The organism is Shinella zoogloeoides, from assembly GCF_020883495.1.
Classification (GTDB): Bacteria; Pseudomonadota; Alphaproteobacteria; order Rhizobiales; family Rhizobiaceae; genus Shinella; species Shinella zoogloeoides.
On record NZ_CP086610.1, the window covers coordinates 2,029,005 to 2,053,474 of the forward strand.

The following is a 24,470-nucleotide window of genomic DNA, read 5'->3' on the forward strand; positions in this document are numbered from 1 at the left end:
CCTCTTGGAAATACCCTAATTCACACCCGGCAGCACATCGAAATTCAAGTCCTCACCGCCGCCAACGGGCGGCAGTTCGCCGCCGCGCTCGACTCCCTCTTCCGGCGAGACCGGCAGGCGGCGGCGCTTCGCCTCCTCCTCCGCCTTGCGCGCTTCTTCCGAGGCTCGCTGTTCGGCAAGCCGGCGCGCCTCCTCCTGCGCCTCCAGCAACCGGCGGGCATCGTCCGCGGCCTTGCGCTTGGCCCGCTCGGCCTCTTCGGCCGCACGCTGCACCTCGAAACGCTCGTTCGCCTCCGCACGGCGGCGCGCCTCATCCTCCGCCCGCAGGCGCTCGGCTTCGGCTTGCTCGGCACGGGCCTCCGCCCGCGCGCGGTACAGCGCCGCCTCCCGCCGCAGGCGCTGCTTCTCAAGCACATTGGCCTGCAGCGTCTCCACGCGTCGGCGCTCCGTCTCGAAGCGGCGCAGCGAAAGGAAGTTGGCGAGCGGCTGCACGTCGAATTCGACGCCGGGCGCTTCAACAAGGCCGCGATAGGCGAGCGCCACTTCCGGCTCCGCACCGGCCAGAGCGTCCTCGCCGGCCTTGTAGGTCACGGAAAGCCGCCCCGTCATGGCATCGCCCGCAAGATCGATATCCGCATCGCCGGAGAATACCGCACGCGCATCTTCCGCCGTCGCGCTCTGTACGCGAAGCCTGCCGCCGGAAAGCGCGAAGGGGATGCGCACCGCGCCAAGCGCCGCCTCGCTTTGCAAAATGGCGTCGGCGGCAAAGCCTACGACACGCTCCGGCGTGATATCCCCCTCAATCCGGTCCGCCGCCGCCAGCAGCACCGGCAGCGCGCCGGTATCGACGCCGCGGATCGTGAAGTCGGCGGCCTTGATCTCGCCCGAACCGCTCGCCCCCTCGACCATGGCGCGCACGCTATTGCCGGAAGCATCGACGGCGAGCGTCACATCGGCCTTGCCGCCCGCGACCGCGCCATCGGCGCCCGACCACACCATTTTCAACAGATCGGCCCCGGCAAGCGTGGCGCGCGCCTCGAACAGGCCGTTTTCATCCGCATTGGCCAGCTTGATACGGCCCGAAAGCCTGCCGCCCAGCCAGTCGCCCGCCATGTCGGTCAGTGCCAGCTCGCCGCCCTTCCAGGCGAGATTACCCTTGAAGCCTTCCACCACGCCGTAAAGGCCGGGCCAGAAGGAACCGGCCTCCAGCGCGACGGACACATCCGCCGTTTCCAGAACCGGCCGTGCCAGCGGGGCCGCGCTCAGCCCGCCCTCGGCAATATCCGTCACCGATCCGGCCACCGCCTCCGCAAGGAAGGCGAAATCGACGGTATCGAAGCGCAGCGCGCCTGCGCCCTTCAGCATCGCGGCCGTACGGTCGAGCGTGAGATTGCCGGAAAAGGCGTTGCGATCGGCCTTGCCCGCGATATCCTTAATCGCAATGCTATCCGCGCCCGTCGCCACCGATGCCTGCAAGGTCAGCGGCAGACCGGCACCGGACTGCGGCAAGGCGATGCCGTTCATCATCAGATAGGGCTCGATATCGTCGCTCTGGACGGCAAGCGCCAGCGCGCCGTTCAGGAAGCCTTCCGCCGCGAGCGCTGCCGTGCCCTCGGCGGAAATCGACGTGTTGCCCGCCTTGAAGGCGGCCAAGACCGTCGCCGCGCCGTCCTGCGGTTGCGTCACGCGGAAGGTGACACTGCCATCCGGGTCGCCGTCAAAGGGCAGCGGATCGAGGCCGATCTGTCCCGCGAGAACCACGGATTGCGGATGGAAGAGGCTGCCCGTCAGGTCGAAGCCGCGCCCCGCGAGAAGATCGGCGAAGGTCGCCGCCGACAGGTTCAGTTCGATGCGCCCGTCATTCACCGGCCCCTTGAGCGTGATGCCCGCCTTCTCGCCAGAGATGGCGGCATGTAGCGCAAGGTCCGCATTGTCATAGTAGCCGGCATTGGCGACGAAGCGGGACAACAGCGGATGGGCGGGCAGATGCCGCGCCAGCAGCGCCGCCACCGGCCCCATCGCCTCCGCCTTCAGCGTGACATCCAGCCCGGCGCTCGGCGCGGCAAGCGAGCCGCCGAGCGTGCCGCGCGCGCCAAGCGCCGCACCCGCAAGCGAGGCCACGTCGAGGCGGTCGACGGTCATGAGGCCGTCCTTGGCGGAGAGCACGGCCCGCACCCCTTCGGCGCTTTCCCCGAAGGCAAGGAGAGTGTCCGCCTCAAGATCGAGCGCGATGGAATGACCAAGCACGGTGGAAAGCGAGGCATCGCCCGCGACAAGCCCGACGAGAGCCTGCAAGGATTCCAGCTCGACTTCATTGCCGCTGAGCTTCAGCGATAGCGTGGGCGCGGCATCCGGGCGGGATTCGCGCTCCATCCGGCCGGTCAGCGAGGCCCCGCCGACAGCGATTTCGAGATTCTCGAAGCGCTGCAACGCATCGGTAAGGTTCACCTTCGCCGAAAAACCGGCGGTCTTCAGCTTGCGGATTTCCGGGTCCACCGAGCCGGCGAGCCAGGCCGCAAGGCCCGAGGGCTGGTTGGAGGCGACGAGCAAGTCGCCGACGAAGGCGCGATCGCCGCGCAGGGTCAGCCGCCCCTTGGCCTCCAGCGCCGTGCGGCCCGGCAGCAGCGCATCGGCCCGCTCGATCCGCCAGCCGTCACCATCCGGCTTCACATCCAGCCGGATCTCGCGCACCGTCGTGTCGCCGACCACCACGGCCGGCAGGAAGAGGCTGGCGCGGCCCGGCACCTGCGGGATCGGGATATCGGCGGCAATGGTGAGCAGCGCCTGAAGCCGCTGGCGGGCGGAAACCTGCGGGTTGCGGCCGGTCTTGCCGGTCTCCCCGCTGTTGCCGATGCGGCTGACGTCGATCTGCTGGCCATCGGCGATCAGCAGGAATTCCGGCGCGCGGCCGGTATCCAGCGTCGCCTCGCCCGTCACCACGTAGGGGTCCTCATGCGGCCCGGCTTCCAGGCGGTATTCCGGCACGCGGATACGCTCGTTCGAAAGCTCGAACTTGCCGGCGACGCGGATCGGATCGGCGGCTTTCTCGCCCTTAGGGCGCGGCTTTTCGGAGATGGTGAAGCCGCCCTGATATTGCGGACGGAAATCCACCACCTTGAGCGCACCGTCGAGATCGGCGGTGAAGGCCAAACGATCCGGCACGATGCGGGCACGCATGGAAAGCGCGCCATTCTCCACCTGCCCGCTCGAAAGCTGGAAAGCGCCGCTTTCCCCGTCCAGCGCCGCGCGTCCGTCGATGCGCCACGGCCCGGCGAGCGACTTTGCCGAAATCTGCGCATCGAGGCCCGTGACATGGCGCGTGCGGCCCGTCTGCTCGTCGACGAATTCGATTTCGCCGCCGGTGATCGACACGTTTTCAAGAATGACCGTCTTGGCCGGAATGGCGGACTTGCGGCCGCGCGCCCAATCCAGCGTGCCGTCCGAAAAGAGCTTGATGCGCGCCCTCGGCTCCTCGATGCGCATGTCGAAGATCAGCGCCTCGCCGGAAAGGAAGGGCGCAAGCTCGGCATCCATGGAAAAGCGCGCCACCTCGACCAGCGGCTTGCCATCCTCCGGCGCGCCGACGCGCACGTCGTTCAGCGTCACGGAGGGAAACGGGATCAGCCGGGCATCGACGCTGCCATGCACGGTGACGGGGCGGCCCATGATGCGGCTCGCCTCGCGCTCGAAATCCTGCCGGAAACTCGTCCAGTCGATGAAGAGCGGAGCAAGCAGCGCCGCAAACAGCGCCACGACCACCACGCCGCCGACAATAAGCCCGATCCTAGAAAGCACGCCGCATGCCTCGACTTCCGTTCAACCGCCGCAACATAGCGGCTATTGTGCCGTCCTGACCGAAAAAATCTTGCCGGGGTTGAGAATGTTGTCCGGGTCGAGCGCCTGCTTGATCTGCCGCATGAGCTCGACCGAGCCGCCTAGCTCCATGGGCAGGAAGGCCTGCTTGCCCTGCCCGATGCCGTGCTCCCCGGTGCAGGTGCCGTCCATGGCGAGCGCGCGGGCGTTCAGCCGGCCGACGAAGGCTTCCACGGCGGCGACATGCGCCGGGTCCTTGTCGTCGAAGACGAGGCTGACATGGAAATTGCCGTCGCCGGCATGGCCGACGATAGGGGCGAGCAAGCCGTGCTCGTCGATATCCCGCTCGGTTTCCGCCACGCAATCGGCAAGGCGGGAGATCGGCACGCAGACATCCGTCGCGATCACGGAATAACCCGGCCGGAGCGCCTTCGCAGCCCAATAGACATTGTGCCGCGCCTTCCAGAGCTTCGCCCGTTCTTCGGCATCCGCCGTCCATTGGAACGCACCGCCGCCATATTCCGCGGCAATGGCACCGAATTCTTCCGATTGCAGGCGCACGCTCTCCTCGTTGCCGTGGAATTCGACGAAGAGCGTCGGCTGTTCCGGCAGGGTCAGGCCCGAATAGGCGTTGCAGGCCTTGATCTGGAGCGTATTCACAAGCTCGATCCGGGCCACCGGAATGCCGAGCTGGATCGTCATGATCACGGCATCGCACGCATCCTTCAGTGTCGGAAAACCGCAGATACCGCCGGCGATCACGGCCGGAATGCCCTGAAGACGCAGGGTGACGGAGGTGAGAATGCCGAGCGTGCCTTCCGCGCCGACGAGAAGACGCGTGAGATCGTAGCCGGCCGAGGATTTTCGCGCGCGCCGGGCGGTGCGGATCGCCTCGCCGGTCGCCGTCACGGCGGTCAGGGCCAGCACATTGTCCTTCATCGTGCCGTAGCGCACGGCATTGGTGCCGGAGGCGCGGGTGGAGGCCATGCCGCCGATGGAGGCGTTAGCACCCGGATCGATGGGGAAGAAAAGGCCGGTATCGCGCAGATAGGTGTTCAGCTCCTCGCGGGTGATTCCCGGCTCGACGGTGCAGTCGAGGTCCTCGGCATTCACCTCCAGAACCCGCTTCATGTTGCAGAAGTCGATGGAGATGCCGCCATAAGGCGCATTCACCTGCCCCTCCAGCGACGAGCCGGTGCCGAAGGGTACGACCGGCACTTTCAGCTCGGCGCAGAGCTTTACGACGGCCTGCACCTCTTCCGCATTTTCCACGAAGACGACGCCGTCGGGAAGCTGGGCGGGAATATAGGTGGTCGTATGGGCATGCTGGGCGCGGATCGCCTCGCCGGTCTGGAACCTTGCGCCAAAACGCGCCGCAAGGCGCGGCAGCGCCTCGGCAATGCCCTTTTCGTTCCGCGCGCCGCTGCTGATATCCGCCAGTGCCATGATGTCATCCTCAACTCTTCGAGGATTACTCAGCAAATTGGCGCTGCGCTGTCCAGCCGCAATTTCCCGCCCCGGGCGATCATTCCGCCGCCTGCGGCAGGGCGGCGTCCTCCTCGCGCCGGCCGAGCGTGCGCGCATGCTCCAGCTCGGCGGCAAGGCGCTTTTCCTCGTCCGCATGCGGGCTGGTGAAGCGCGCGATGACCAGATAGGCCACCGGCGTCAGGTAGAGCGTGACCACCGTCGCAAGGCCGAGGCCGCCGACAAGCACCCAGCCGAGCGAGATGCGCGCCTCCGCGCCTGCCCCGCTCGCCAGCACCAGCGGCACCGCGCCGACGACGGTGGCGATCATCGTCATCAGAACCGGGCGCAGGCGCACGTTCGAAGCGTTTTCGATGGCGCTGCGGATATCCTGCCCGCGGTCGCGAAGCTGGTTGGCGAATTCGACGATGAGAATGCCGTTCTTCGCCATGATGCCGACAAGCAACACGAGACCGATCTGGCTGTAGATGTTCAGCGTCGTCCCCGTCAGGATCATCGCGAAGACGGCGCAGGCAAGGCCGAGCGGCACCGTGACCATGATGATGATGGCGCTGACGAAGCTTTCGAACTGCGCCGCCAGCACGAGGAAGATGATGGCGAGCGCAAAGCCGAAGGTGACGATAAGGCCGCTCGAATTCTCCTGCAGCGTCGCCGCTTCCGCCATGGGCATCAGGCGCGCGCCGTCCGGCAGCAGCGGCTCGGCCATCTCCTGCACCATTTTCAGCGCATCGCCGAGCGCAAGCCCGTCTTTCAGGCCGGCCGACAGCGAGACGGCGCGAAGCTGCTGCTCGCGCGAAAGCTGCGGCGCGACGGCCTTTTCCTCCAGCGTGGCGATGGAGGACATCGGCACGATCTTGCCGTCGCCGGTCTTGAGGAAGATGTTCTCAAGGTCCATCGGGTCGTTGATCGGCGTCGTGGTGGAGGAGAGCTTGACCGGATAGGACTGGCCCTCGACATAGACGTCGACGACGCTCGTGCCCTCCAGCATCGCCTGCAAGGCGGCGGAAAGGCCGGTAATGTCGATGCCGAGGTCGGCGGCGCGTTCGCGGTCCACCGTCACGGAAAGCTGCGCCTGGTTGGCCTCGTAGTTGAGGCGCACGTTCTGGAAGCGGCCGCTGTCCTCGATCTTGCGCACCAGTTCCGCCGCCGCATTGCCGAGCCTGGTATAGTCGTTGCCGACCAGCGCAACCTGCAACCCGTTGCCCGCCCCGCGAATGCCGAGACTGTTCGGCTGGATGACGAAGGCGCGCACCGAGGGCACCGTGCCTACGGCCTTGTTGATATCCTGCACGATCTGCTGCTGCGTGCGGTCGCGCTCGCCCCAAGGCGCGAGCGTCAGCACCATGAAGCCGCTGTTCGTGGAGCCGCCCTGCCCGGAAATCGAGAAGATATTGACGATCTCGCCGCTGTCGTAGAGCGGGCGAAGCTGGTTCTCGATCAGCTTCATCTGGTCCTGCGCATAGTCGAGCGATACGCCCTGCGGCGCGTTCACGCGCAGCATCACCATGGAGCGGTCTTCACTCGGCGTCAGCTCCGACTTGATGGTGAAGAAGGAGGTCGCGCCGGCCGCCGTGAAGAGCACCGCCACCATGAAGACGATGAGCGGCGCGCCAAGGCAGGCGCTGAGCGTCCGGCGGTAGAAGCGCGAGGCCGCGCCGCCGATGCGCGCGAGGACACCGTCATGCTCGTGCTTCACCTCCTTCGTCAGCAGGCGCGAGGCGAGCATCGGGCAGAGCGTCAGCGCCACAAAGGACGAGAGCAGCACGGCGAAGGCCAAAACGAAGCCGAATTCGCGGAACAGCCGGCCCGCCTGCCCGGGCAGGAAGGAAAGCGGCACGAAGACGGCGGCGAGCGTCGCCGTGGTCGCGATGACGGCGAAGAACACTTCAAGCGTGCCGTGAATGGCCGCCGCGCGCGGCTGCAACCCTTCGGCGCGCCGGCGCACGATGTTCTCCAGCACCACGATGGCGTCGTCCACCACAAGGCCCGTCGCCAGAACGATGGCAAGCAGCGTGAGGATGTTGACGGAAAAGCCCGCCATGTAGATGGCCGCGATGGTGCCGACCAGCGCGATGGGCATGCTGATCGTCGGAATGAGCGTGGCGCGCCAGTCGAGCAGGAAGAGATAGATGACCAGCGTCACGATCAGCACGGCGACGACGAGTGCGATCCCGACCTCATGGATGGCCCCGTCGATGAAGACGGCATCGTTGCTGGTGATCTTGAGCTGCGTGCCTTCCGGCAGCACCGCGCCAAGCCGCGAGACCATCTCCTTCACGCCCTCGGCAATGTCGAGCGTGTTGGACTGCGCCTGCCGGATGATGCCGAGGCCGATGCCCTGACGGCCGTTCGAGCGCAGCGCCGTCGAACCTTCGTCCGGTCCCAGCGTCACCATGGCGATATCGCCGAGACGCACGCGATTCTTGAGAATGAGGTTCTCGAAATCGGCGGGCGTGGCAAGGTCCGCCGTCGCGCGCACGGTGATGTCCTGGCTCTGGCTCTTCAGGGAGCCGGCCGGCACGTCGAAGGCGGCAGTCGCCAGCGCATTGCGCAGGTCCGCGACCGTCAGCCCGCGCGCAGCGAGCTTGGCCTGATCGACGTCCACGCGGAAAATCTTCTCCTGGTCGCCATAGACGACGACATCGGCGACACCCTCGACGGAGGCGAGGCGGTCGGTGATCTCGTTTTCGGCCAGCAGCGTCAGGTCTTCGAGCGATCGGGTGTCGGAGGTCAGCGCAAGCCGCATGATCGGCTGGCTGTCGGCGTCCGCCTTCACCACGCGCGGCTCGTCGGCGCCGTCGGGAATCTGGTTCGCCACGCGGCCGAGCGCGTCGCGCACGTCGTTGGCGGCCTGGTTGACGTCCGTGGTCTCGGAGAATTGCAGCGTGACGCGGCTGCGGCCGAAGGACGAGACCGAGGAAATGTCCTTGATACCCTGCACGCGCGACACCGCGCCTTCGATGACATCCGTCAGTTCGCGGTCGACCGTCTCCGGCGACGCGCCGTCGAAATCCGTCGACACGCTGATGACCGGCTGGTCGACGGAGGGCAGTTCGCGGATTTCAACGCCGTTGAAAGCGGCAAGGCCGGCGACGACGATCAGCGTATTGAGGACGAGGGCGAAGATCGGCCGACGAATGAAGAGCGCGGTAAAGCCGGCCTTGCCGGTATCGTTCAGTCCGCCCGTCTCCCCCGACATCACGTGCCCTCCGTGGCGACGGGCGCCTTCTGTTCCGCCGTGCGGACCGAGCCACCCGGACGAAGCGTCTGCAGGCCTTCCGTGACGACCTGATCGCCCTCGGCAAGCTCCGCGCGCACCAGAACCTTGTCGGGATTGCGCTGGACGATGCGGATCGGCACGCGCTCCACCTTCTCGCCCTTCACGCGCCAGATATAGGAACCATCGGCGCTCCACTGGACGGAAAGCGGATCGACACTCGGATAGAGGTCGCCTTCGAAACGCATCGTCACCTGGAAGGACATGCCGGCGCGCAGCAGGTCCTCGGGATTGTCGATGCGGGCGCGCACGCGCAAGGTCCGGCTTTCCTGATCGATGCGGTTGTCGACCGCCTGCACCGTGCCCGTGAAGGTCTCGCCCGGCCGCGCCACGGCCGTCGCCGTGACCGCGCCGCCGACCCGCACGCTGGTCGCGAAACGCTCCGGCACCCAGTAGTCGACGAGGATTTCCGAGCGGTCGTCGATGCGGGCGATGGCCGTGGAGGTCGTGACATAGTCGCCGGGATTGACCGAAATGATGCCGACCACGCCGCCATAGGGCGCGGTGATGTCCCGGCGGCTCAGCGTCAGCTCGGCATTGCGCAGCGCCAGTTCGGCAGCCTTCAGCGCCGTCTGGGCGTCCTGCAATTCCGCAACGCTCACCGAGGCGCGCAGGTTTTCCACGCGCGTCAGTTTCTGCTGCGCGCTTTCAAGGGCGACACGCGCCTGATCGGCGGCGATTTTCTGCTCGTCGTTGTCGAGCCGGGCGATCACCTGCCCCTGCTCCACCCGGTCGCCGGATTCGACGAGGACTTCGGTCAGGTTGCCGGTGGCATAGGGCGTCACCGTCACCGTGCGGATCGCCTCGCCGTCGCCGATGGCGTTCAGCCGGTCGTTGACGGTGGCGATGGTGACCGGCTTGGTCACCACCAGCGCCGGCCCGCCGCCGAAGCCGCCGCGTTGTCCGCCGCCTGCCCCGCTCCCGGCATTGTCGCCCCCGGCCTTGCCGTCACCGGCCGGCGCTATCGCGGCGACGAGCGGGCCGGGCAGGCCCGCGGCCTCCAGCATGCCATTCGCCCCGGGCACGAAGCGGCCCCAGAGCAAGACCCCGGCCGAAAGGACGCCAAGGCTTATGAGGAGCTGTTTCCAAACCCGCATGCAATCTCTCTCCGATGGAAGCGAACCGCCGCTTGCTGCACCGCGACATAAGGCAAGTATCCCGCTTTGGAAATGAACCGGCAATGAAAGAATACGATCATTACGGAATTGTAAGGTTGGCGGGCGGCGGCGTTATGCAAAGGCAGGAAAACTTGGAGAAATCTTCCCGCCCTGCCCCTTTTGCGAGCATGCGCGGGTCTGGACCCGCCTTGCGCTTGTGATAGCTTTTTCGCCGGCCGGAAGGCCGCGCCTATTTCAGTATTCTTTCATCAACGCATTGAACGAGAGGGGAAAATCATGTGCGACGCCTGCGTCATCGAGACCGTCAAGAACCGCATGCTTTCGAGAAGAAGCTTCTTCCGCGCCGCCGCCGCGGGGGCCGCGACCGTCGCCGCTGCAAGCTCGGGTGCGCTCAGCCCCGCCCTTGCCGCCGCGCCGACGACGGTGACGGACCTCACCCATGAACTCCACGAGGAGTTCCCGACCTTCTTCGGCCAGCAGCAGTTCTGGCGCGAGCAGAAGTTCAATTACAAGGAACACAAGTTCAACCTGTTCGAACTGCGCGTGAACGAACATACCGGCACCCATCTCGACGCACCGCTGCATTTCTCCGAGGATGGCAAGTCGGTCGCCGAAATCCCGGTATCGGACCTCGTCGTGCCGCTCGCGGTCATCGATATCCGCGCGAAGGCCGATGCGAACCCGGATGCACAGCTCACGCCCGACGACATCAAGGCCTGGATCGCCGCCAATGGCGACCTGCCGGAAAAGGCGTGCGTGGCGCTCAATTCCGGCTGGGGCAAGCATCTGGGCACCGACAAGTTCCGCAATGCCGATGCCGAGGGCAAGATGCACTTCCCCGGCTTCCATGTCGAAGCGGTGCAGTATCTTGCGGAAAACTCCAGCGCCGTCGGCATCGCGGTCGATACGCTGTCGCTCGATTACGGCATCTCGCCGGACTTCGCCACGCACTATGCCTGGCTCGCTTCCGGCCATTGGGGGCTTGAAGGCGCGGCCAATCTGGACCAGCTTCCGGCAAAGGGCGCGACCCTCGTCGTCGGCGCGCCGAAAGTGCGCGGCGGCACGGGCGGCCCGTCCCGCGTCTTCGCACTGGTCTGAAACATGCCGGCCGGCGGTTCGCCGCCGGCCTTTCCCGAGGAGCAAGCCATGAGCACCGTCAAGCCCGCCGAAGACCTGGAAGCAAACCCGCGCGTCAAGGCGGTGTTCGACGATATCCGCGCCACCCGCAAGTCGGATTTCATCAACAATATGTGGCTCTACCTCGCCTTCGATCCCGCCTTGCTGGAGCGCACATGGGCGGAGGTGAAGGCCGTGATGGCGACGCCCTCGACGCTCGATCCGCTCGTCAAGGAAATGCTCTACATCGCCGTCTCGGTGACGAACGGTTGCAGCTATTGCGTCCATTCCCATACCGCCGCCGCCAAGGCCAAAGGCATGTCGGACGCGCAATATGCCGAGCTGCTCGCCATCGTCTCGCTCGCCGGCAAGACCAACCAGCTCGCCACCGGCCTTCAGGTGCCCGTGGACGCCGTCTTCGACGCGGACCGCGCAAAGGCCTGAGCAGCGGCAGTTTCCACAATCTTTCCGTCCCCGTTCTTCCCCATGGAATAAAAGCAGAACGGAAAACTGGCCTTTCGGGACCGAATCACTACATTGAGCCGCATGACCAGCGGTTACGACGACATTCCCTTCTTCGACGAGGACCCGCAGCTCGGCGGCAAGCCCGCAGCGCCCGCCAGGCCGGCCGGCGGCGGCATCGCCGCGCGCGCCATGGCGGCCCGCGACGCGCAGCGTGCGCCCGATTATCTTTCCGGCCTCAATCCCGAGCAGCGCGAGGCGGTCGAGACGCTGGACGGCCCCGTGCTGGTGCTCGCCGGCGCGGGCACCGGCAAGACGCGCGTGCTCACCACCCGCATCGCCCATATCCTCGCCACCGGCCGCGCCTTCCCCAGCCAGCTTCTCGCCGTGACCTTCACCAACAAGGCGGCGCGCGAGATGAAGGAGCGCATCGGCCTGCTCGTCGGCGGCGCGGTCGAGGGCATGCCCTGGCTCGGCACATTCCATTCCATCGGCGTAAAACTCCTGCGCCGCCATGCCGAACTCGTCGGCCTCAAGTCGGATTTCTCGATCCTCGACACCGACGACGTGGTGCGGCTGATCAAGCAGATCCTGCAGGCCGAGGGCATCGACGACAAGCGCTGGCCGGCCAAGCAGTTCGCCGGCATGATCGACACGTGGAAGAACAAGGGCCTCGACCCGGCGCAGATCCCGGAAGGTGACGCCCGCGCCTTCGCCAACGGCAAGGGCCGCGAACTCTACACCGCCTACCAGACCCGCCTGAAGACGCTGAACGCCTGCGATTTCGGCGACCTGCTGCTGCACCCGATCCGCATCTTCCGCGCCCATGCGGATGTGCTGGCCGAGTACCACCAGAAATTCCGTTACATCCTCGTCGACGAGTATCAGGACACCAACACCGCCCAATATATGTGGCTGCGCCTGCTCGCCCAGCGCCCCAAGGGCACGCCGCAGAACGTGTGCTGCGTCGGTGACGACGACCAGTCGATCTACGGCTGGCGCGGTGCGGAGGTAGACAACATCCTGCGCTTCGAAAAGGATTTTCCGGGCGCCAAGGTCATCAAGCTGGAGCGCAACTATCGCTCCACGGCCCATATCCTCGGCGCGGCCGGCCATCTGATCGCCCATAACGAGGACCGGCTGGGCAAGACGCTCTTCACCGACCGGCACGATCCCGACGACGACAAGGTCGTCGTCCACGCCGCCTGGGACTCCGAGGAGGAGGCCCGCGCGGTCGGCGAGGAGATCGAGCAGCTCCAGCGCAAACAGCACAAGCTGAACGATATGGCGATCCTCGTGCGCGCCTCGTTCCAGATGCGCGAGTTCGAAGACCGCTTCGTCACGCTCGGCCTCAACTACCGCGTCATCGGCGGCCCGCGCTTCTATGAGCGGCTCGAAATCCGCGATGCCCTCGCCTATTTCCGCCTCGTCAGCCAGCCGGCCGACGATCTTGCCTTCGAGCGCATCGTCAATACGCCCAAGCGCGGCCTCGGCGACACGACGATCCGCAACCTGCACGACTATGCCCGCGCCCGCGACATTCCGATGCTCGCCGCAGCGGCCGATATCGTCGAAACGGACGAGCTGAAGCCGAAGGCGCGCAAGGCGCTCTTCGACGTCGTCACCGATTTCCGCCGCTGGCAGACGCTCATGGAGACGATGCCGCACACCGAGCTTGCCGAGCAGATTCTCGACGAGAGCGGCTATACAGCCATGTGGCAGGCCGACAAGTCGGCCGAAGCGCCGGGACGCCTTGAGAACCTCAAGGAACTGATCCGCTCCATGGAAGCGTTCGAATCCCTGCGCGGCTTCCTCGAGCATGTCTCGCTGGTCATGGACGCCGAGCAGAACGAGAATCTCGATGCCGTCTCGATCATGACGCTGCACTCGGCCAAGGGCCTGGAATTCGAGACCGTCTTCCTGCCCGGCTGGGAAGAAGGCCTCTTCCCGCATCAGCGCTCGCTGGACGAGGGCGGCCGCTCCGGGCTGGAGGAAGAACGGCGCCTCGCCTATGTCGGCATCACACGCGCAAAACGCCGCTGCCATATCTGGTTCGTCTCGAACCGCCGCATCCACGGCCTCTGGCAATCCACCCTGCCCTCCCGCTTCCTCGACGAGCTGCCGGAAAGCCATGTGGAAGTGGCCGAGGTGGAACAGTCCTATGGCGGTTACGGCCGCGGCGGCTACGGCCAGTCGCGCTTCGACAAGCAGGAGCCGTTCCAGAACGCCTATTCGACGCCGGGCTGGCGGCGTGCGCAGGCGAACCGCACCGAGGCGACGCGCGACAATTGGGGTTCACGCTCCGGCCATGCCGTCGAGCGCATCGGCTACGGGGAAAGCGGCCCGCGCGCCCGCACCATCGAAGGGGAACTCATCGCCAAGTCGACCACGAGCGAGCCATCGAAATTTTCCGTCGGCGACCGGGTCTTCCATCTGAAATTCGGCAATGGCAACGTGGCGGCGGTCGAGGGCAACAAGCTGACGATCGACTTCGATCGCGCCGGCCAGAAGCGCGTGCTCGACGGCTTCGTCGAGCGGGTGTGACGGGGCCGCAAGCGACCCCGTCGGAACATCATGCGCCCGCCTTGCGATAGAGCGCTGCAAGCCGCGTGCGGGACGACGGCATTTCCGGCACGACGACCAGCATGGTGACATGGCCGCGCTTGAAGGCGTTCAGGAACGGCTCGTAGTTCTGGAAGGCGACGCAGCCATGCGAGCCTTTCTGGCCGCGCAGGAGGTTGGTATGCGTCAGCAGCCCCGTGCGGTTCTTCGGATCGCGTCCGTCGACCGAGAGCATGCGGATCGCCTCGACGCCATGGAAGCGCCGCTCGCGCATCCGCAGGCGATAGATGCCCGCAGGCGTCGGGCCGGTCATCTTGACGTGCTCGTAGTTCGGATTGTCGCGCATCTTGCCGATGCCGGAATGGGCGCGCAGCTTCGTGCCGTCGGGCATGTGGACCGTCGCGTTGGAAACGTCGTAGATAGCCACCTTCGTGCCCTTGCCCGGCCAGCCCTTGCCGCTGTCCTTGCCCTTGAACAGGTCGCCGAACAGCGAACGCTCGGGCTTGACGAGGGCGACGTCTTCCTTGTCCTTGTCCTTCGCCTCGTCGGCCTTGGTGCGCGCGACGGGCTTTTCCTCAACCGGCTTGCGCTCGATGGTGACGGTTTCGAGCGCCGGCTTGGCCTCGGGCAGCGGGATTTCGCCGAGGATCATGTCCTCGTCCGCTTCCGTTTCCGGCTTCTTCATGACGAGGCCGAAGGGCTGAATGTCCTTGCGCGCGGAGGTATCGCTGGGCAGCAGCGCCGTTACCAGCGTCGGCTGGCCGCTGATCGCCTTTTCCTCTTCCACCGAGCGCTCGGCGCGGGCGAAGGCGGCTTCCAGCATCAGGGCCTTGGCCTTCTCGCGCTTGACGGCGGAGGCGAGCTGGATGGAAATCCGGCGCTGGTGCGCGGCCTGGATCGCCTCTGCGGTCAATTGCTTCTGGCGAACCTCGCTTTCGGACGGCAGCGAAAGGCGCGAGAACTTCGCGACCTTCACCATGCGCCCGGTGCGGTTCTCCTGAAGCGCAGCGGTTTTCAGATGGAGGGGACCGGCGATGGTCTTCTTGCCTTCAGACAGCGAGGATGCCGCATCCTGCATCGCGCCGAGCGTCGAAACGACGGCCCAGGCGGACCCGGCGATGACGCCGCAGGCAAGCAATGCGCTGAAAAGGAGACCCCGACGGGACTTCGACGCGGAACGCGCGGAACCGTATACAGACGCCATGATACTCGTTACCCGATACTCGTTACTCGACGCGGCCGCGGAAATCACGCTCCGAAAGCCGTTACGCAGGCGGCAGGCGGGACCAGACGTCCCGGCTCTCTGCCGAACGAGCAAAGAATGACGAAATATGGTAAGCAATTCCTAAACGGCGCCTCATGTTTTTGCAGGAAACCGCCGGGTGGTCCTCGACACCCGGCAAGGCGTGCCTGTCATGAGAATGCGGCGATGGCGTGTCGAAACACCCCGCCTCCCTAGAACTGGGGATGCCGGGCCAGCCAGTCGGTCGCCTTTTCATAGGCGGCGGCGGCCGCGAGCACATCCCGGTCGGCCCGCGCGGGGCCGACGATCTGGATGCCGGCGGGCAGCCCGTTCGCCCCGAAACCGGCCGGCATGGCGGCGGCCGGCAGGCCGGCCAGCGTCGGGCCGATCACCACTTCCATCCAGCGGTGATAGGTATCCATCGTGCGGCCGCCCACCGTCTTCGGCCAGTCGATTTGCGCATCGAAGGGGAAGACCTGCGCGGAAGGCAGGATCAGGAAATCGTAGGTCTCGAACAGGCCGGCGACATAGCGGTGCCAGTCGCTCCGCCCGAGCGAGGCCTCATGTACCGCCGCCGCCGAAAGGTCGCGACCGCTCTCGATCTCCCAGATCATCTCCGGCTTCATGCGCACGCGCCGCGCCGGATCGGCATAGTCCGCCGCCTGCCCGTTCGAAACGAGGAAGTGGCGCAGCGTCAGCCAGATCTGCCAGAGCCGCGCCATGTCGAAGCCCGGCGGCACCGCTTCCACCGTGCATCCGAGCCGGCGGAAGACGTCGAGCGATGCCCGGCACAGGTCCAGCACGCCGGGGTCGAAGGGAAGATAGCCGCCGAAATCGCCGAGCCAGCCGATGCGCGCGCCGGAAAGGTCCGCCGCCCCGGTAAAGGCGAGGTCTTCGTCCCGAAGGGACAGCGGATCGCGCGGATCGTGCCCCGCCTGCGTCGCCAGCAGCGCCGCGACATCGGCGACCGTGCGCCCCATCGGCCCGTTGACCGCGAGCTGGCCGAGAAACAGTTCGTTGCCGAGCGAGGGCACGCGGCCGAAGGACGGGCGGAAGCCGACGACATTGTTGAAGCCGGCGGGGTTGCGCAGCGATCCCATCATGTCGCTGCCGTCCGCCACCGGCAGGATATGCGCGGCAAGCCCCGCCGCCGCGCCGCCGGACGAGCCGCCCGCACTCTTCGTCCGGTCATAGGGATTGCGCGTCACGCCGAAGACCGGGTTGTAGCTGTGCGAGCCGAGGCCCATTTCCGGCGCATTGGTCTTGCCGATCACGATGGCCCCGGCCGCGCGGATGCGCTCGACATGGATATCGTCGTAGTCGGGCACGAAATCCGCGTAGTTCGCCGAACCGAAGGTGCAGAGGATGCCTCTCGCCTCGGAGAGGTCCTTCACCGCGAAGGGTATGCCGTGCAGCCAGCCGCGATAGTCTCCCGCCGCAAGCGCCCTGTCGGCCTCCTCCGCCTCGGCAAGCAGCGCCTCGGCCGGCCGCAGGCTGACCACGGCGTTGATCTGCGGATTGACCGCCGCGATGCGGGAAAGATAGGCCGCCATGACGCTGCGGCAGTCGAGCCGGCGTTCGGCGATGGCGGCGGAAAGGGCAAGGGCGGAAAGGTCGGTGATATCCTGCAAGGTCGGCTCCGGCGGTCGGCTCCCGCAAGAGCTAGCAGGCGGCAGGGCCGAGCGCCAGCCCATCCCCTCGCGTCTATCGCGCCGCGCGCCGCGCCTCCAGCACCTCCGCCGCCTCCAGCAGCGTGGCGAAAAGGTAGGAGATCTTGTCGCTGCGCGTCTCGCCGTACCAGATCTGCGGCACCATCACCCGGAAGCGGCTTTCCAGAAGGTCGGCCAGCGCCTCGGTATCCCCCATCCATTCGAGCGTGTCGGCATAGAGGTTCATCACGCTTGGCGCGGGGAAGCGGACAAGCAGATCCTCGAAGCCCTGCTTGACGAGATCGGGATCGCACAGCGTATCGGCCAGTTCGTGGTCACCCACCTCGGTGTTCGCCTGCTGGATCAGCGCATAGAAGCCGAGGCCGAAACGGTCCTTGGTCAGTTCCGCCGCCCGGCGAGCGAAATTCTCCAGGTCGTGCTCGTTCCGCCCGAGCCAGCGCGGCATGATCATGCGGGCATGGGCGCGGCAGAGGTCGATATTGTAGCGGTCCATCAGCCAGGCGCGCTCGAAACGCGCCTTGAAAGTGTCGAAATCGCCCGTATTGGCCGAGCGGCTGTAGTCGCTCATGCGCCAACTGAAATCCGCCGGATCGGGGCAACTGTCGAGCACCGCGTCCGCCTCGCCGAGCAGTTCTTCGTAACCCTGCCACTGGTCGCCCCGCACATCCTGCGCCCAGGCCGTCCCGCGTCGCACGAAGGCCATCGCGCGCAGCGCGTCGGCATAGGTGGCGGCGGAGAAGGCGGAGGGGCTGCGATGGAAAAATTCCCGGAAAGGCGCCAGCTCGTCCCCGGAAGGACGCACGCTCTCCTCATAATCCGGCAGCGCCATGAAAGGTTCGAGGAACCAGTCCTTCACCAGCGCGTAGAGCGGCTTGCCGTTCGCCGCGATGACGCTGCTTGCCCGCGCCGCCTCGAAGGCCCGGTGAAACGCCTCGAAATCGCCGCCCCGCCAAGCCGCGCGCATGGCGTCGCGCTGGCCGTTCAGTTCCGGCAGTTCGTCATGCAGCTCGTAAAGACGGAGTTTGTAGTCGTGGACAAGCTGCTCTTCCAGCGACAGCGGCTCCTGCGGCACGCCGTTCCCCCGGCCTGACAGCGTCTTGCGCACCGCGGCGAGTATGCTCCTGAAGCTCATATGGACCCGTCTCCCCTGCCCGAGCACCCGCAATCACAGGTGCAGAAACCAGACGGTTCCACACCCCTCGCTATTCGCCCTATCACCGATTTTTGAAGAATGCGCGCCCTTTCCACCCGCCACCCATGATACATTGCCGGCAGCGTATGCACGGGATGGGTGACGGTCATGCTGACGACGCTTGCCTTGCTGATGGGCCTGACGGCCGGTGCAGCCGCGTCCGGCGAAGAGGTGGATGTGGAGCTGGTGCTGGCGGTCGACGTCTCCCGCTCCATGGATATCGAGGAGGCCGAGGTGCAGCGCGCCGGCTACGTGCAGGCGCTGCGTCACCCCGATTTCATCAATGCCGTGCGCGACGGGCTGAACGGCCGCATCGCCATCACCTATTTCGAATGGGCCGGCACGATCAGCGACAGCTCGCACATCCCCTGGCAGGTCATCTCCGGCCCCGGGGAGGCCGGGGCCTTCGCGGCACTCGTGGAAGCACGCCCCATCGCCATGCGCCGCGGCACCTCGATATCCGGCGCCATCGTCTATGGTGCAAGGCTGTTCGAGGGGAACGGCTATAGCGGCCTGCGCCGCGTTATCGACATTTCCGGCGACGGGCCGAACAATTTCGGCGCGCCCGTCACACCTGCCCGCGACACGGCGACGGCGCTCGGCATCGTCATCAACGGCCTCGCCATCATGATCCGCCCCTCGGCCGCCTACGGTTCGCTGGACGACTATTACGCCAACTGCGTCATCGGCGGCCCCGGCGCTTTCGTCCTGCCGGTGCGCGACCCGGAGGATTTCGCCGTCGCCATCCGCCGCAAGCTCATTCTTGAAGTCAGCGGCGCCGAGCCGCCCGCCCGCGTGATCCGCACCGCCGGCCCCGCCTACGACTGCATGATCGGCGAGAAGCTGCGGCCCGGTACGCTGGAGCGCCTTTCGCCCGAACAGCGCAAATAGCCTGTTCCCGCCGGAACAGCATCGCCGTCCCCCTCCTGTCACAGTGAGCCTACGGGATGAGACACCTCATCCTTTCACCCGAAGAGAGGAGACTGAGAATGCGAAAGTTCATCATGTCCGCCGTCGTCGCGACCGTAGCAGCGGTATCCTTCGCCGCCCCCTCGCAGGCCGGCGGCCTCTATATCGACATTGGCGGCGGCTACGGCTGGGGCGGCCATCACCACGGCTATGTCAGCGACGATTACGGCTACCATCGCCACTGCCACTGGAAGAAGATCAAGCGCTACAACAAGTGGGGCGAACTGGTCATCAAGCGCGTGAAGGTCTGCCGCTAAGCGATTCCGACCGCACGGATTTCACACCCGGAACCCGGCTGCCCGCAGCCGGGTTTTCTATCGCGCGGGGGCCGTGGCGAAACTGGAGAAGAGCCGGCGCAGCGCCTCCCCTCCCTCGGCCGCGATATCGAACCGGCGGCCGAACAGCAGCCATTCCGAACACAGCCCCTTGATGACCCAGCGCAGCATGGAAGCGGCCGAATGCGGCGTCCAGGCCGCGCAGAGCCGGCCCTGTCGCGCCGCCTTGGCGAAGGCCGCCTCCAGCGTCTGCATATGCTCGTCGTCGATATCGTTCTGGCGCTCGGAGATGCGGGCGAATTCACCCGTCGCCTCGCAGCGCAGGAGGATCGTCAGGATGCGCTGGCGGTGCTCGTCCGCCGCCAGAAGCTCGATCCATTGCCTGCCGACCCGTTCGAGAAGGCCGAACACGTCGACATTCTCCGCCTCCAGCTCGCGGGCGATCAGGTCTTCCTGCGGCAGGGGCAGCGAATCGGAGAGTTCCAGCACAAGGTCCGCCCGGTTGGCGAAGTGCCAGTAGATGGCGCCGCGGGTAACCCCCGCGGCGCGCGCCACATCCTCCATGGAGGCATGGGCGACGCCTTTTTCGTAGAAGACCTTCTCGGCCGCCAGCAATATCTGCTGGCGGGTTTCCTTGGCCTCCGCCTTGGTCCGGCGCATGGCGGCTTACTCTGCCGGGCTTGCGGCCGGAACCGGCTCCTCCTTCTTCTTCCCGTGGCCGACGAGCTTCATCACGAAGACGAAGAAGACGGGCACGAAGAAGATGGCGAGCACGGTGGCGGTGATCATGCCGCCCATCACGCCGGTGCCGATGGCGCGCTGGCTGCCCGAGCTTGCGCCCGTGGCGATGGCGAGCGGCAGAACGCCGAGCGTGAAGGCGAGCGAGGTCATCAGGATCGGGCGGAAGCGCAGGTGGCAGGCCTCGACGGTGGCGTCGAGCAGCGACCGGCCTTCCGCCATCAGCTCCTTGGCGAACTCGATGATCAGGATCGCGTTCTTCGCCGAAAGGCCGATGATCGCGATGAGGCCCACCTTGAAGTACACGTCGTTCGACATGTCGCGCAGCGTCACGGCCACGACCGCGCCGATCACCCCGAGCGGCACCACGAGGATGACCGCGAAGGGAATGGACCAGCTCTCGTAGAGCGCCGCAAGGCACAGGAACACCAGGAGGATCGACAGGGTGATCAGGATCGGGGCCTGCGAGCCGGACTGGATTTCCTGCAGCGACTGGCCCGTCCACTCATAGCCGAAGCCCGGCGGAAGCTGGGCGGCGAGCCGCTCCATCTCGGCGATCGCATCGCCCGTGGAGAAGCCCGGCTTGGTGTCGCCGCTGATGCGCATGGACGGATAACCGTTATAGCCCACGGTCTGCGTTGGCGCCTTCACCCACTCCGCCGTCGCGAAGGCCGAGATCGGCACCATGCCGCCCTTGGCGTTACGGACGTTGAGGTTGAGGAGGTCGGCGACCTGCATGCGCTCGCCCTGATCCGCCTGAACCGTCACGCGCTGCATGCGCCCGGAGTTCGGGAAGTCGTTGACATAGGTCGAGCCGAGATTGGTCGAGATCGTCGAGTTGATGTCGGCGAAGCTAACGCCGAAGGTGTTGGCCTTCTCGCGGTCGATCACGACATTGACCTGCGCGGCGTCCGGCATGCCGTCGACGCGCACGCCCGTGACGACATTGCTCTGGGCGGCAAGGCCGATGAGCTGGCCCGTCGCGGCCGTCAGCGCCTGCTGGCCCAGCCCGCCGCGGTCCTGGAGACGGAACGAGAAGCCGCCCGTCGTGCCCAGGCCCTGGATCGGCGGCGGCGACAGCGCGAAGCTGATCGCATCCCTGATCTGGCTCATCGCCATGCTGGCGCGCCCGGCAATCGCCTGCGCGGAATTTTCCGGCCCGCGCTCGCTCCAGTCCTTCAGCGTCACGAAGGCAAGGCCCGCATTCTGGCCCGCGCCGAAGAACGAGAAGCCGTTGATGCCGACGATGGTGTTGACGGCGGATTCCTGGCCGAAGATCTTCTCGGTCTGCGTGAGAACCTCGTCCGTGCGGTGGCCGGTCGCTTCCGAGGGAAGCTGCATCATGACGATCACGAAGCCCTGGTCCTCGTCCGGAAGGAACGAGGTCGGCAGCTTCACGAACATGTAGCCGAGGCCCACAAGGATCGCGAGGTAGATCACCATCACGCGGCCGGTGCGGCGGATAAGCCAGCCGACGCTGCCGCTATAGGCCCGCGACGTCTTGTCGAAGCCACGGTTGAACCAGCCGAAGAAACCGCGCTTGGCGTGGTGATGCCCCTTCGGCACCTGCTTCAGGAAGCTGCCGGCGAGCGCCGGGGTCAGCGACAGGGCAAGGAAGGCCGAGAACAGGATCGAGACGACCATCGTCAGCGAGAACTGCTGGTAGATGACGCCCACCGCGCCGGGGAAGAAGGCCATCGGAATGAACACCGAGGCGAGCACCAGCGTGATGCCGATGACGGCGCCGGTGATCTGCTTCATCGCCTTGCGGGTCGCCTCCTTCGGCGGCAGCCCCTCTTCCGACATGATGCGCTCGACATTCTCCACGACGATGATCGCATCGTCCACGAGAATGCCGATGGCGAGCACCATGGCGAACATGGTGAGCACGTTGATCGAAAAGCCCATGGCATACATGACGGCGCAGGTGCCGAGCAGCGCGACGGGCACGACGAGCGTCGGGATGATCGTGTAGCGGATGTTCTGCAGGAACAGGAACATCACGAGGAACACGAGGCCCACGGCTTCGAGAAGCGTGTGCAGCACCTTCTCGATGGACACCTTCACGAAGGGCGAGGTGTCGTAGGGGATCGAGTATTCCAGGCCCGGCGGGAAGAACTGCGCCAGTTCGTCCATGCGCGCCTTGATCGCCGCGGAGGTCTCCATGGCGTTGCCGGACGGCGAAAGCTGCACGCCGATGGCGGCGGACGGCTGGCCGTTGAGGCGGGTCGAGAAGGAATAGGTCTCGCCGCCGACCTCGACGCGCGCGACGTCGCGCAGGCGCACGGCGGAACCATCCGCATTGGCGCGCAGAACGATGGCGCCGAACTCTTCCGGCGTCGTGAGCTGGCCCTTGATGTTCACCGGAGCCGCGATCTGCTGGGTGATCGGGTTCGGCTGGGCGCCGATGCTGCCGGCCGCGATCTGCGCGTTCTGCGCCTGCACGGCGGCGGTCACGTCGGCTGCGGTGAGGTTCAGGCCGAGCATCTTGGCCGGATCGAGCCAGACGCGCATGGAGCGCTGCGTGGCGAAGAGCTGCGCGCGGCCGACGCCGGGCACGCGCTGGATTTCCGACAGGATGTTGCGGTTGAGATAGTCGCCGAGGCCGATGGCGTCCATGGAGCCGTCGGTGGAGGTCAGCGAGACGATCAGCAGGAAGCCGGAGCCGGCCTCCTCGACCTGCACGCCCTGACGGCGAACGGAATCGGGAAGGCGCGGCTCGACGCGGCTGATGCGGTTCTGCACGTCGACCGAAGCCTGGCTCGGATCGGTGCCCGGCGCGAAGGTGATGTTGATTTCGGCCGAACCCGAGGCGCTCGAGGTCGATTCGAAATAGAGCATGCCTTCGACGCCGTTCAGCTCATCCTCGATGAGCTTGGTGACGCTCTGGTAGGTGTCCTGCGAGGACGCGCCGGCATAGGACGTCGAGACCGAGATCTGCGGCGGGGCGACGTCCGGATACTGCGCGATCGGCAGCAGCGGAATGGAGATGGCGCCGGCGATCATGATGAAGATCGCCACGACCCAGGCGAAAATCGGCCTGTCGATGAAGAAACTGGGCATCGTGCGGATCCTTACTTCGCCTGCTCGGTCTTGGCGGCGTCGCCGCCCTCGGCCTTGCCGGCTTCATCGGCCTTGGTTTCGCCAGTCTTCGCTTCATCAGCCTTGGCTTCACCGGCCTTCGCCTCGCCGCCTTCGGTGGCCGGCTTGGCGGCATTGGCGACCGCATTCGGGTCCCAGTCGGACGGAACGACCTCGCCGCCGGGCTGAACCTTCTGGAAGCCCTCGACGATGATCTTCTCGCCGCCCTTCAGGCCGTCGGTGATCACCCAGCGGGTGCCATCGGCGCGGCCGACCTGCACCGGACGGGGACCCGCCTTGTTGTCGGCGGAAACGACATAGACCAGCGCGCTGCCCGACGCATCGCGCTGCACGGCCTGCTGCGGAACGAGCACGGCGCCCTTCTCGACGCCCTGCTCGACCTTCACACGCACATACATGCCCGGCAGAAGGTCGCCCTCCGGATTCGGGAACTCGCCGCGCAGCGTCACCTGGCCGGTCGTTTCGTCGACGGCGGCCTCCGAGAACAGGAGCTTGCCCGGATGCGGGTAAGCGGAACCGTCATCGAGGAACAGATTGACCTCGGCCGAGTTGTTGTCGGCCATCAGCGCGCCGTCCTTCAGCGCCTTGCGCAGGCGGATAAGGTCGGTCGCCGACTGGGTGAAGTCGGCATAGACCGGATCGAGCTGCTGGATCGTGGCGAGGTTTTCCGTACCGTTGGTGGAAACCAGCGCACCCTCGGTGATGAGCGCGCGGCCGATACGGCCGCTGATCGGCGCCTTCACCTCGGTATATTCGAGATTGAGCCGGGCCGTCGCAAGGCCGGCTTCGGCAATGGCGACATCGGCGTCGGCCTGCGCCAGCTTGGCGATGGCGTCGTCATAGGTCTGCGCGGAGGCGACGTTCGACTTCTTGAGCTGTTCCTGGCGCACGGTGTCGTTCTTCGCCTGGGCCTGCACGGCCTTGGCGCGGCGCAGCGTCGCCTCGGCGCTGTCGACCAGAACCTGGAACGGCGCCGGGTCGATGCGATAGAGCACGTCGCCTTCCTTGACCAGCGAGCCCTGCTCGAAAATCCGCTCGATGAGAATGCCCGAGGCCCGCGGACGGACTTCGGCGGTGCGGGTCGCGGCGACGCGCCCCGGCAGTTCGTTGGTGATCGGCACGTCCTCGGCCTTCACCGTCAGGACCGCCACCTGCGGCGGCGGAAAGGCAAAGCCCTCCTGCGGAGCCTGCTCTTCCTTGCAGCCCGCGAGGGTCAAGAGGGCGCCAAGGGTCGCAATCGAAATCGGTCTCGTGAAACGCATGGGTTCTTCCATAAGCGGTGCCGGCAACGGGGCGGCGGGGGTGCTGAAAACGAATAGATGCGGTGGCCGCAGGACCACCGCATCGCAACATACAAACACGGCTGTATGTTAGTTTCTGACGTTTGACAATCGTAGATCACGGCGGAAGAAGCCGCAATCCTCCCCTTTCACGGACTTGTGATGAGG

At 66.2% G+C, this 24,470-nt stretch carries 15 protein-coding genes; 5 read left to right on the forward strand and 10 right to left on the reverse strand.

Annotated features, from left to right (window positions below; genetic code table 11):
* Positions 1-15 precede the first annotated feature (15 nt).
* The 4 genes from K8M09_RS10220 to K8M09_RS10235 form a co-directional block, all read right to left on the reverse strand.
* Positions 16-3,795 (reverse strand): AsmA family protein, encoded by a 3,780-nt coding sequence (locus tag K8M09_RS10220; RefSeq protein ID WP_160785976.1) that lies wholly within the window; start codon positions 3,793-3,795, stop codon positions 16-18.
* Between the two features lie 42 nt (positions 3,796-3,837).
* On the reverse strand, positions 3,838-5,259 hold the full coding sequence (locus tag K8M09_RS10225; RefSeq protein WP_160785977.1) for an FAD-binding oxidoreductase: 1,422 nt from the start codon (positions 5,257-5,259) through the stop codon (positions 3,838-3,840).
* Between the two features lie 79 nt (positions 5,260-5,338).
* Positions 5,339-8,497, reverse strand: a complete 3,159-nt coding sequence (locus tag K8M09_RS10230; RefSeq protein ID WP_160785978.1) for an efflux RND transporter permease subunit — start codon at positions 8,495-8,497, stop codon at positions 5,339-5,341.
* Positions 8,497-9,672 carry an efflux RND transporter periplasmic adaptor subunit gene (locus tag K8M09_RS10235; protein ID WP_160785979.1) on the reverse strand — a complete coding sequence of 392 codons (1,176 nt, stop codon included), beginning with the start codon at positions 9,670-9,672 and terminating at the stop codon, positions 8,497-8,499. The genes K8M09_RS10230 and K8M09_RS10235 overlap by 1 nt, the downstream gene beginning before the upstream one ends.
* 297 nt (positions 9,673-9,969) lie before the next feature.
* Here K8M09_RS10235 and K8M09_RS10240 point away from each other — a divergent pair, with 297 nt between their 5' ends.
* The 3 genes from K8M09_RS10240 to K8M09_RS10250 all read left to right on the forward strand — a co-directional run bounded on the left by K8M09_RS10240 (position 9,970) and on the right by K8M09_RS10250 (position 13,815).
* Entirely contained in the window at positions 9,970-10,791 is an 822-nt protein-coding gene (locus K8M09_RS10240; RefSeq protein WP_160785980.1) for a cyclase family protein, read from the forward strand.
* 48 nt (positions 10,792-10,839) lie between these two features.
* Positions 10,840-11,253, forward strand: a complete 414-nt coding sequence (locus K8M09_RS10245) for a carboxymuconolactone decarboxylase family protein (RefSeq protein WP_160785981.1) — start codon at positions 10,840-10,842, stop codon at positions 11,251-11,253.
* A gap of 102 nt (positions 11,254-11,355) precedes the next feature.
* Complete coding sequence (locus K8M09_RS10250) at positions 11,356-13,815, forward strand: ATP-dependent helicase (RefSeq protein WP_160785982.1); 2,460 nt, start codon at positions 11,356-11,358, stop codon at positions 13,813-13,815.
* A gap of 28 nt (positions 13,816-13,843) precedes the next feature.
* Here the strand turns inward: K8M09_RS10250 and K8M09_RS10255 are convergent, their stop codons facing one another.
* The 3 genes from K8M09_RS10255 to K8M09_RS10265 form a co-directional block, all read right to left on the reverse strand.
* Positions 13,844-15,037 (reverse strand): DUF2778 domain-containing protein, encoded by a 1,194-nt coding sequence (locus K8M09_RS10255; RefSeq protein ID WP_206366669.1) that lies wholly within the window; start codon positions 15,035-15,037, stop codon positions 13,844-13,846.
* A gap of 251 nt (positions 15,038-15,288) precedes the next feature.
* The gene (locus K8M09_RS10260) at positions 15,289-16,707 is read right to left on the reverse strand and encodes an amidase (protein WP_229341813.1); all 1,419 of its coding nucleotides are present in this window, start codon (positions 16,705-16,707) and stop codon (positions 15,289-15,291) included.
* 73 nt (positions 16,708-16,780) lie between these two features.
* Positions 16,781-17,878, reverse strand: a complete 1,098-nt coding sequence (locus K8M09_RS10265) for a hypothetical protein (protein ID WP_160785984.1) — start codon at positions 17,876-17,878, stop codon at positions 16,781-16,783.
* A gap of 168 nt (positions 17,879-18,046) precedes the next feature.
* Between K8M09_RS10265 and K8M09_RS10270 the strand changes: the two genes are divergently transcribed.
* Together K8M09_RS10270 and K8M09_RS10275 are read left to right on the forward strand one after the other, a co-directional pair.
* The gene (locus K8M09_RS10270) at positions 18,047-18,829 is read left to right on the forward strand and encodes a DUF1194 domain-containing protein (protein WP_160785985.1); all 783 of its coding nucleotides are present in this window, start codon (positions 18,047-18,049) and stop codon (positions 18,827-18,829) included.
* A gap of 98 nt (positions 18,830-18,927) precedes the next feature.
* A complete protein-coding gene (locus K8M09_RS10275; protein ID WP_160785986.1) occupies positions 18,928-19,164 on the forward strand; it encodes a hypothetical protein in 237 nt (78 codons plus the stop codon).
* 57 nt (positions 19,165-19,221) lie between these two features.
* Here the strand turns inward: K8M09_RS10275 and K8M09_RS10280 are convergent, their stop codons facing one another.
* Genes K8M09_RS10280 through K8M09_RS10290 form a run of 3 tightly spaced genes read right to left on the reverse strand, consistent with a single transcriptional unit; the run spans position 19,222 to position 24,296 of the window.
* Positions 19,222-19,842 (reverse strand): TetR family transcriptional regulator, encoded by a 621-nt coding sequence (locus tag K8M09_RS10280; protein ID WP_160785987.1) that lies wholly within the window; start codon positions 19,840-19,842, stop codon positions 19,222-19,224.
* A gap of 6 nt (positions 19,843-19,848) precedes the next feature.
* Entirely contained in the window at positions 19,849-22,983 is a 3,135-nt protein-coding gene (locus K8M09_RS10285; protein WP_160785988.1) for an efflux RND transporter permease subunit, read from the reverse strand.
* Positions 22,984-22,994: 11 nt separating this feature from the next.
* Positions 22,995-24,296: an efflux RND transporter periplasmic adaptor subunit gene (locus tag K8M09_RS10290; protein ID WP_160785989.1), complete on the reverse strand. Its 1,302-nt coding sequence runs from the start codon at positions 24,294-24,296 to the stop codon at positions 22,995-22,997.
* Positions 24,297-24,470: the final 174 nt, after the last annotated feature.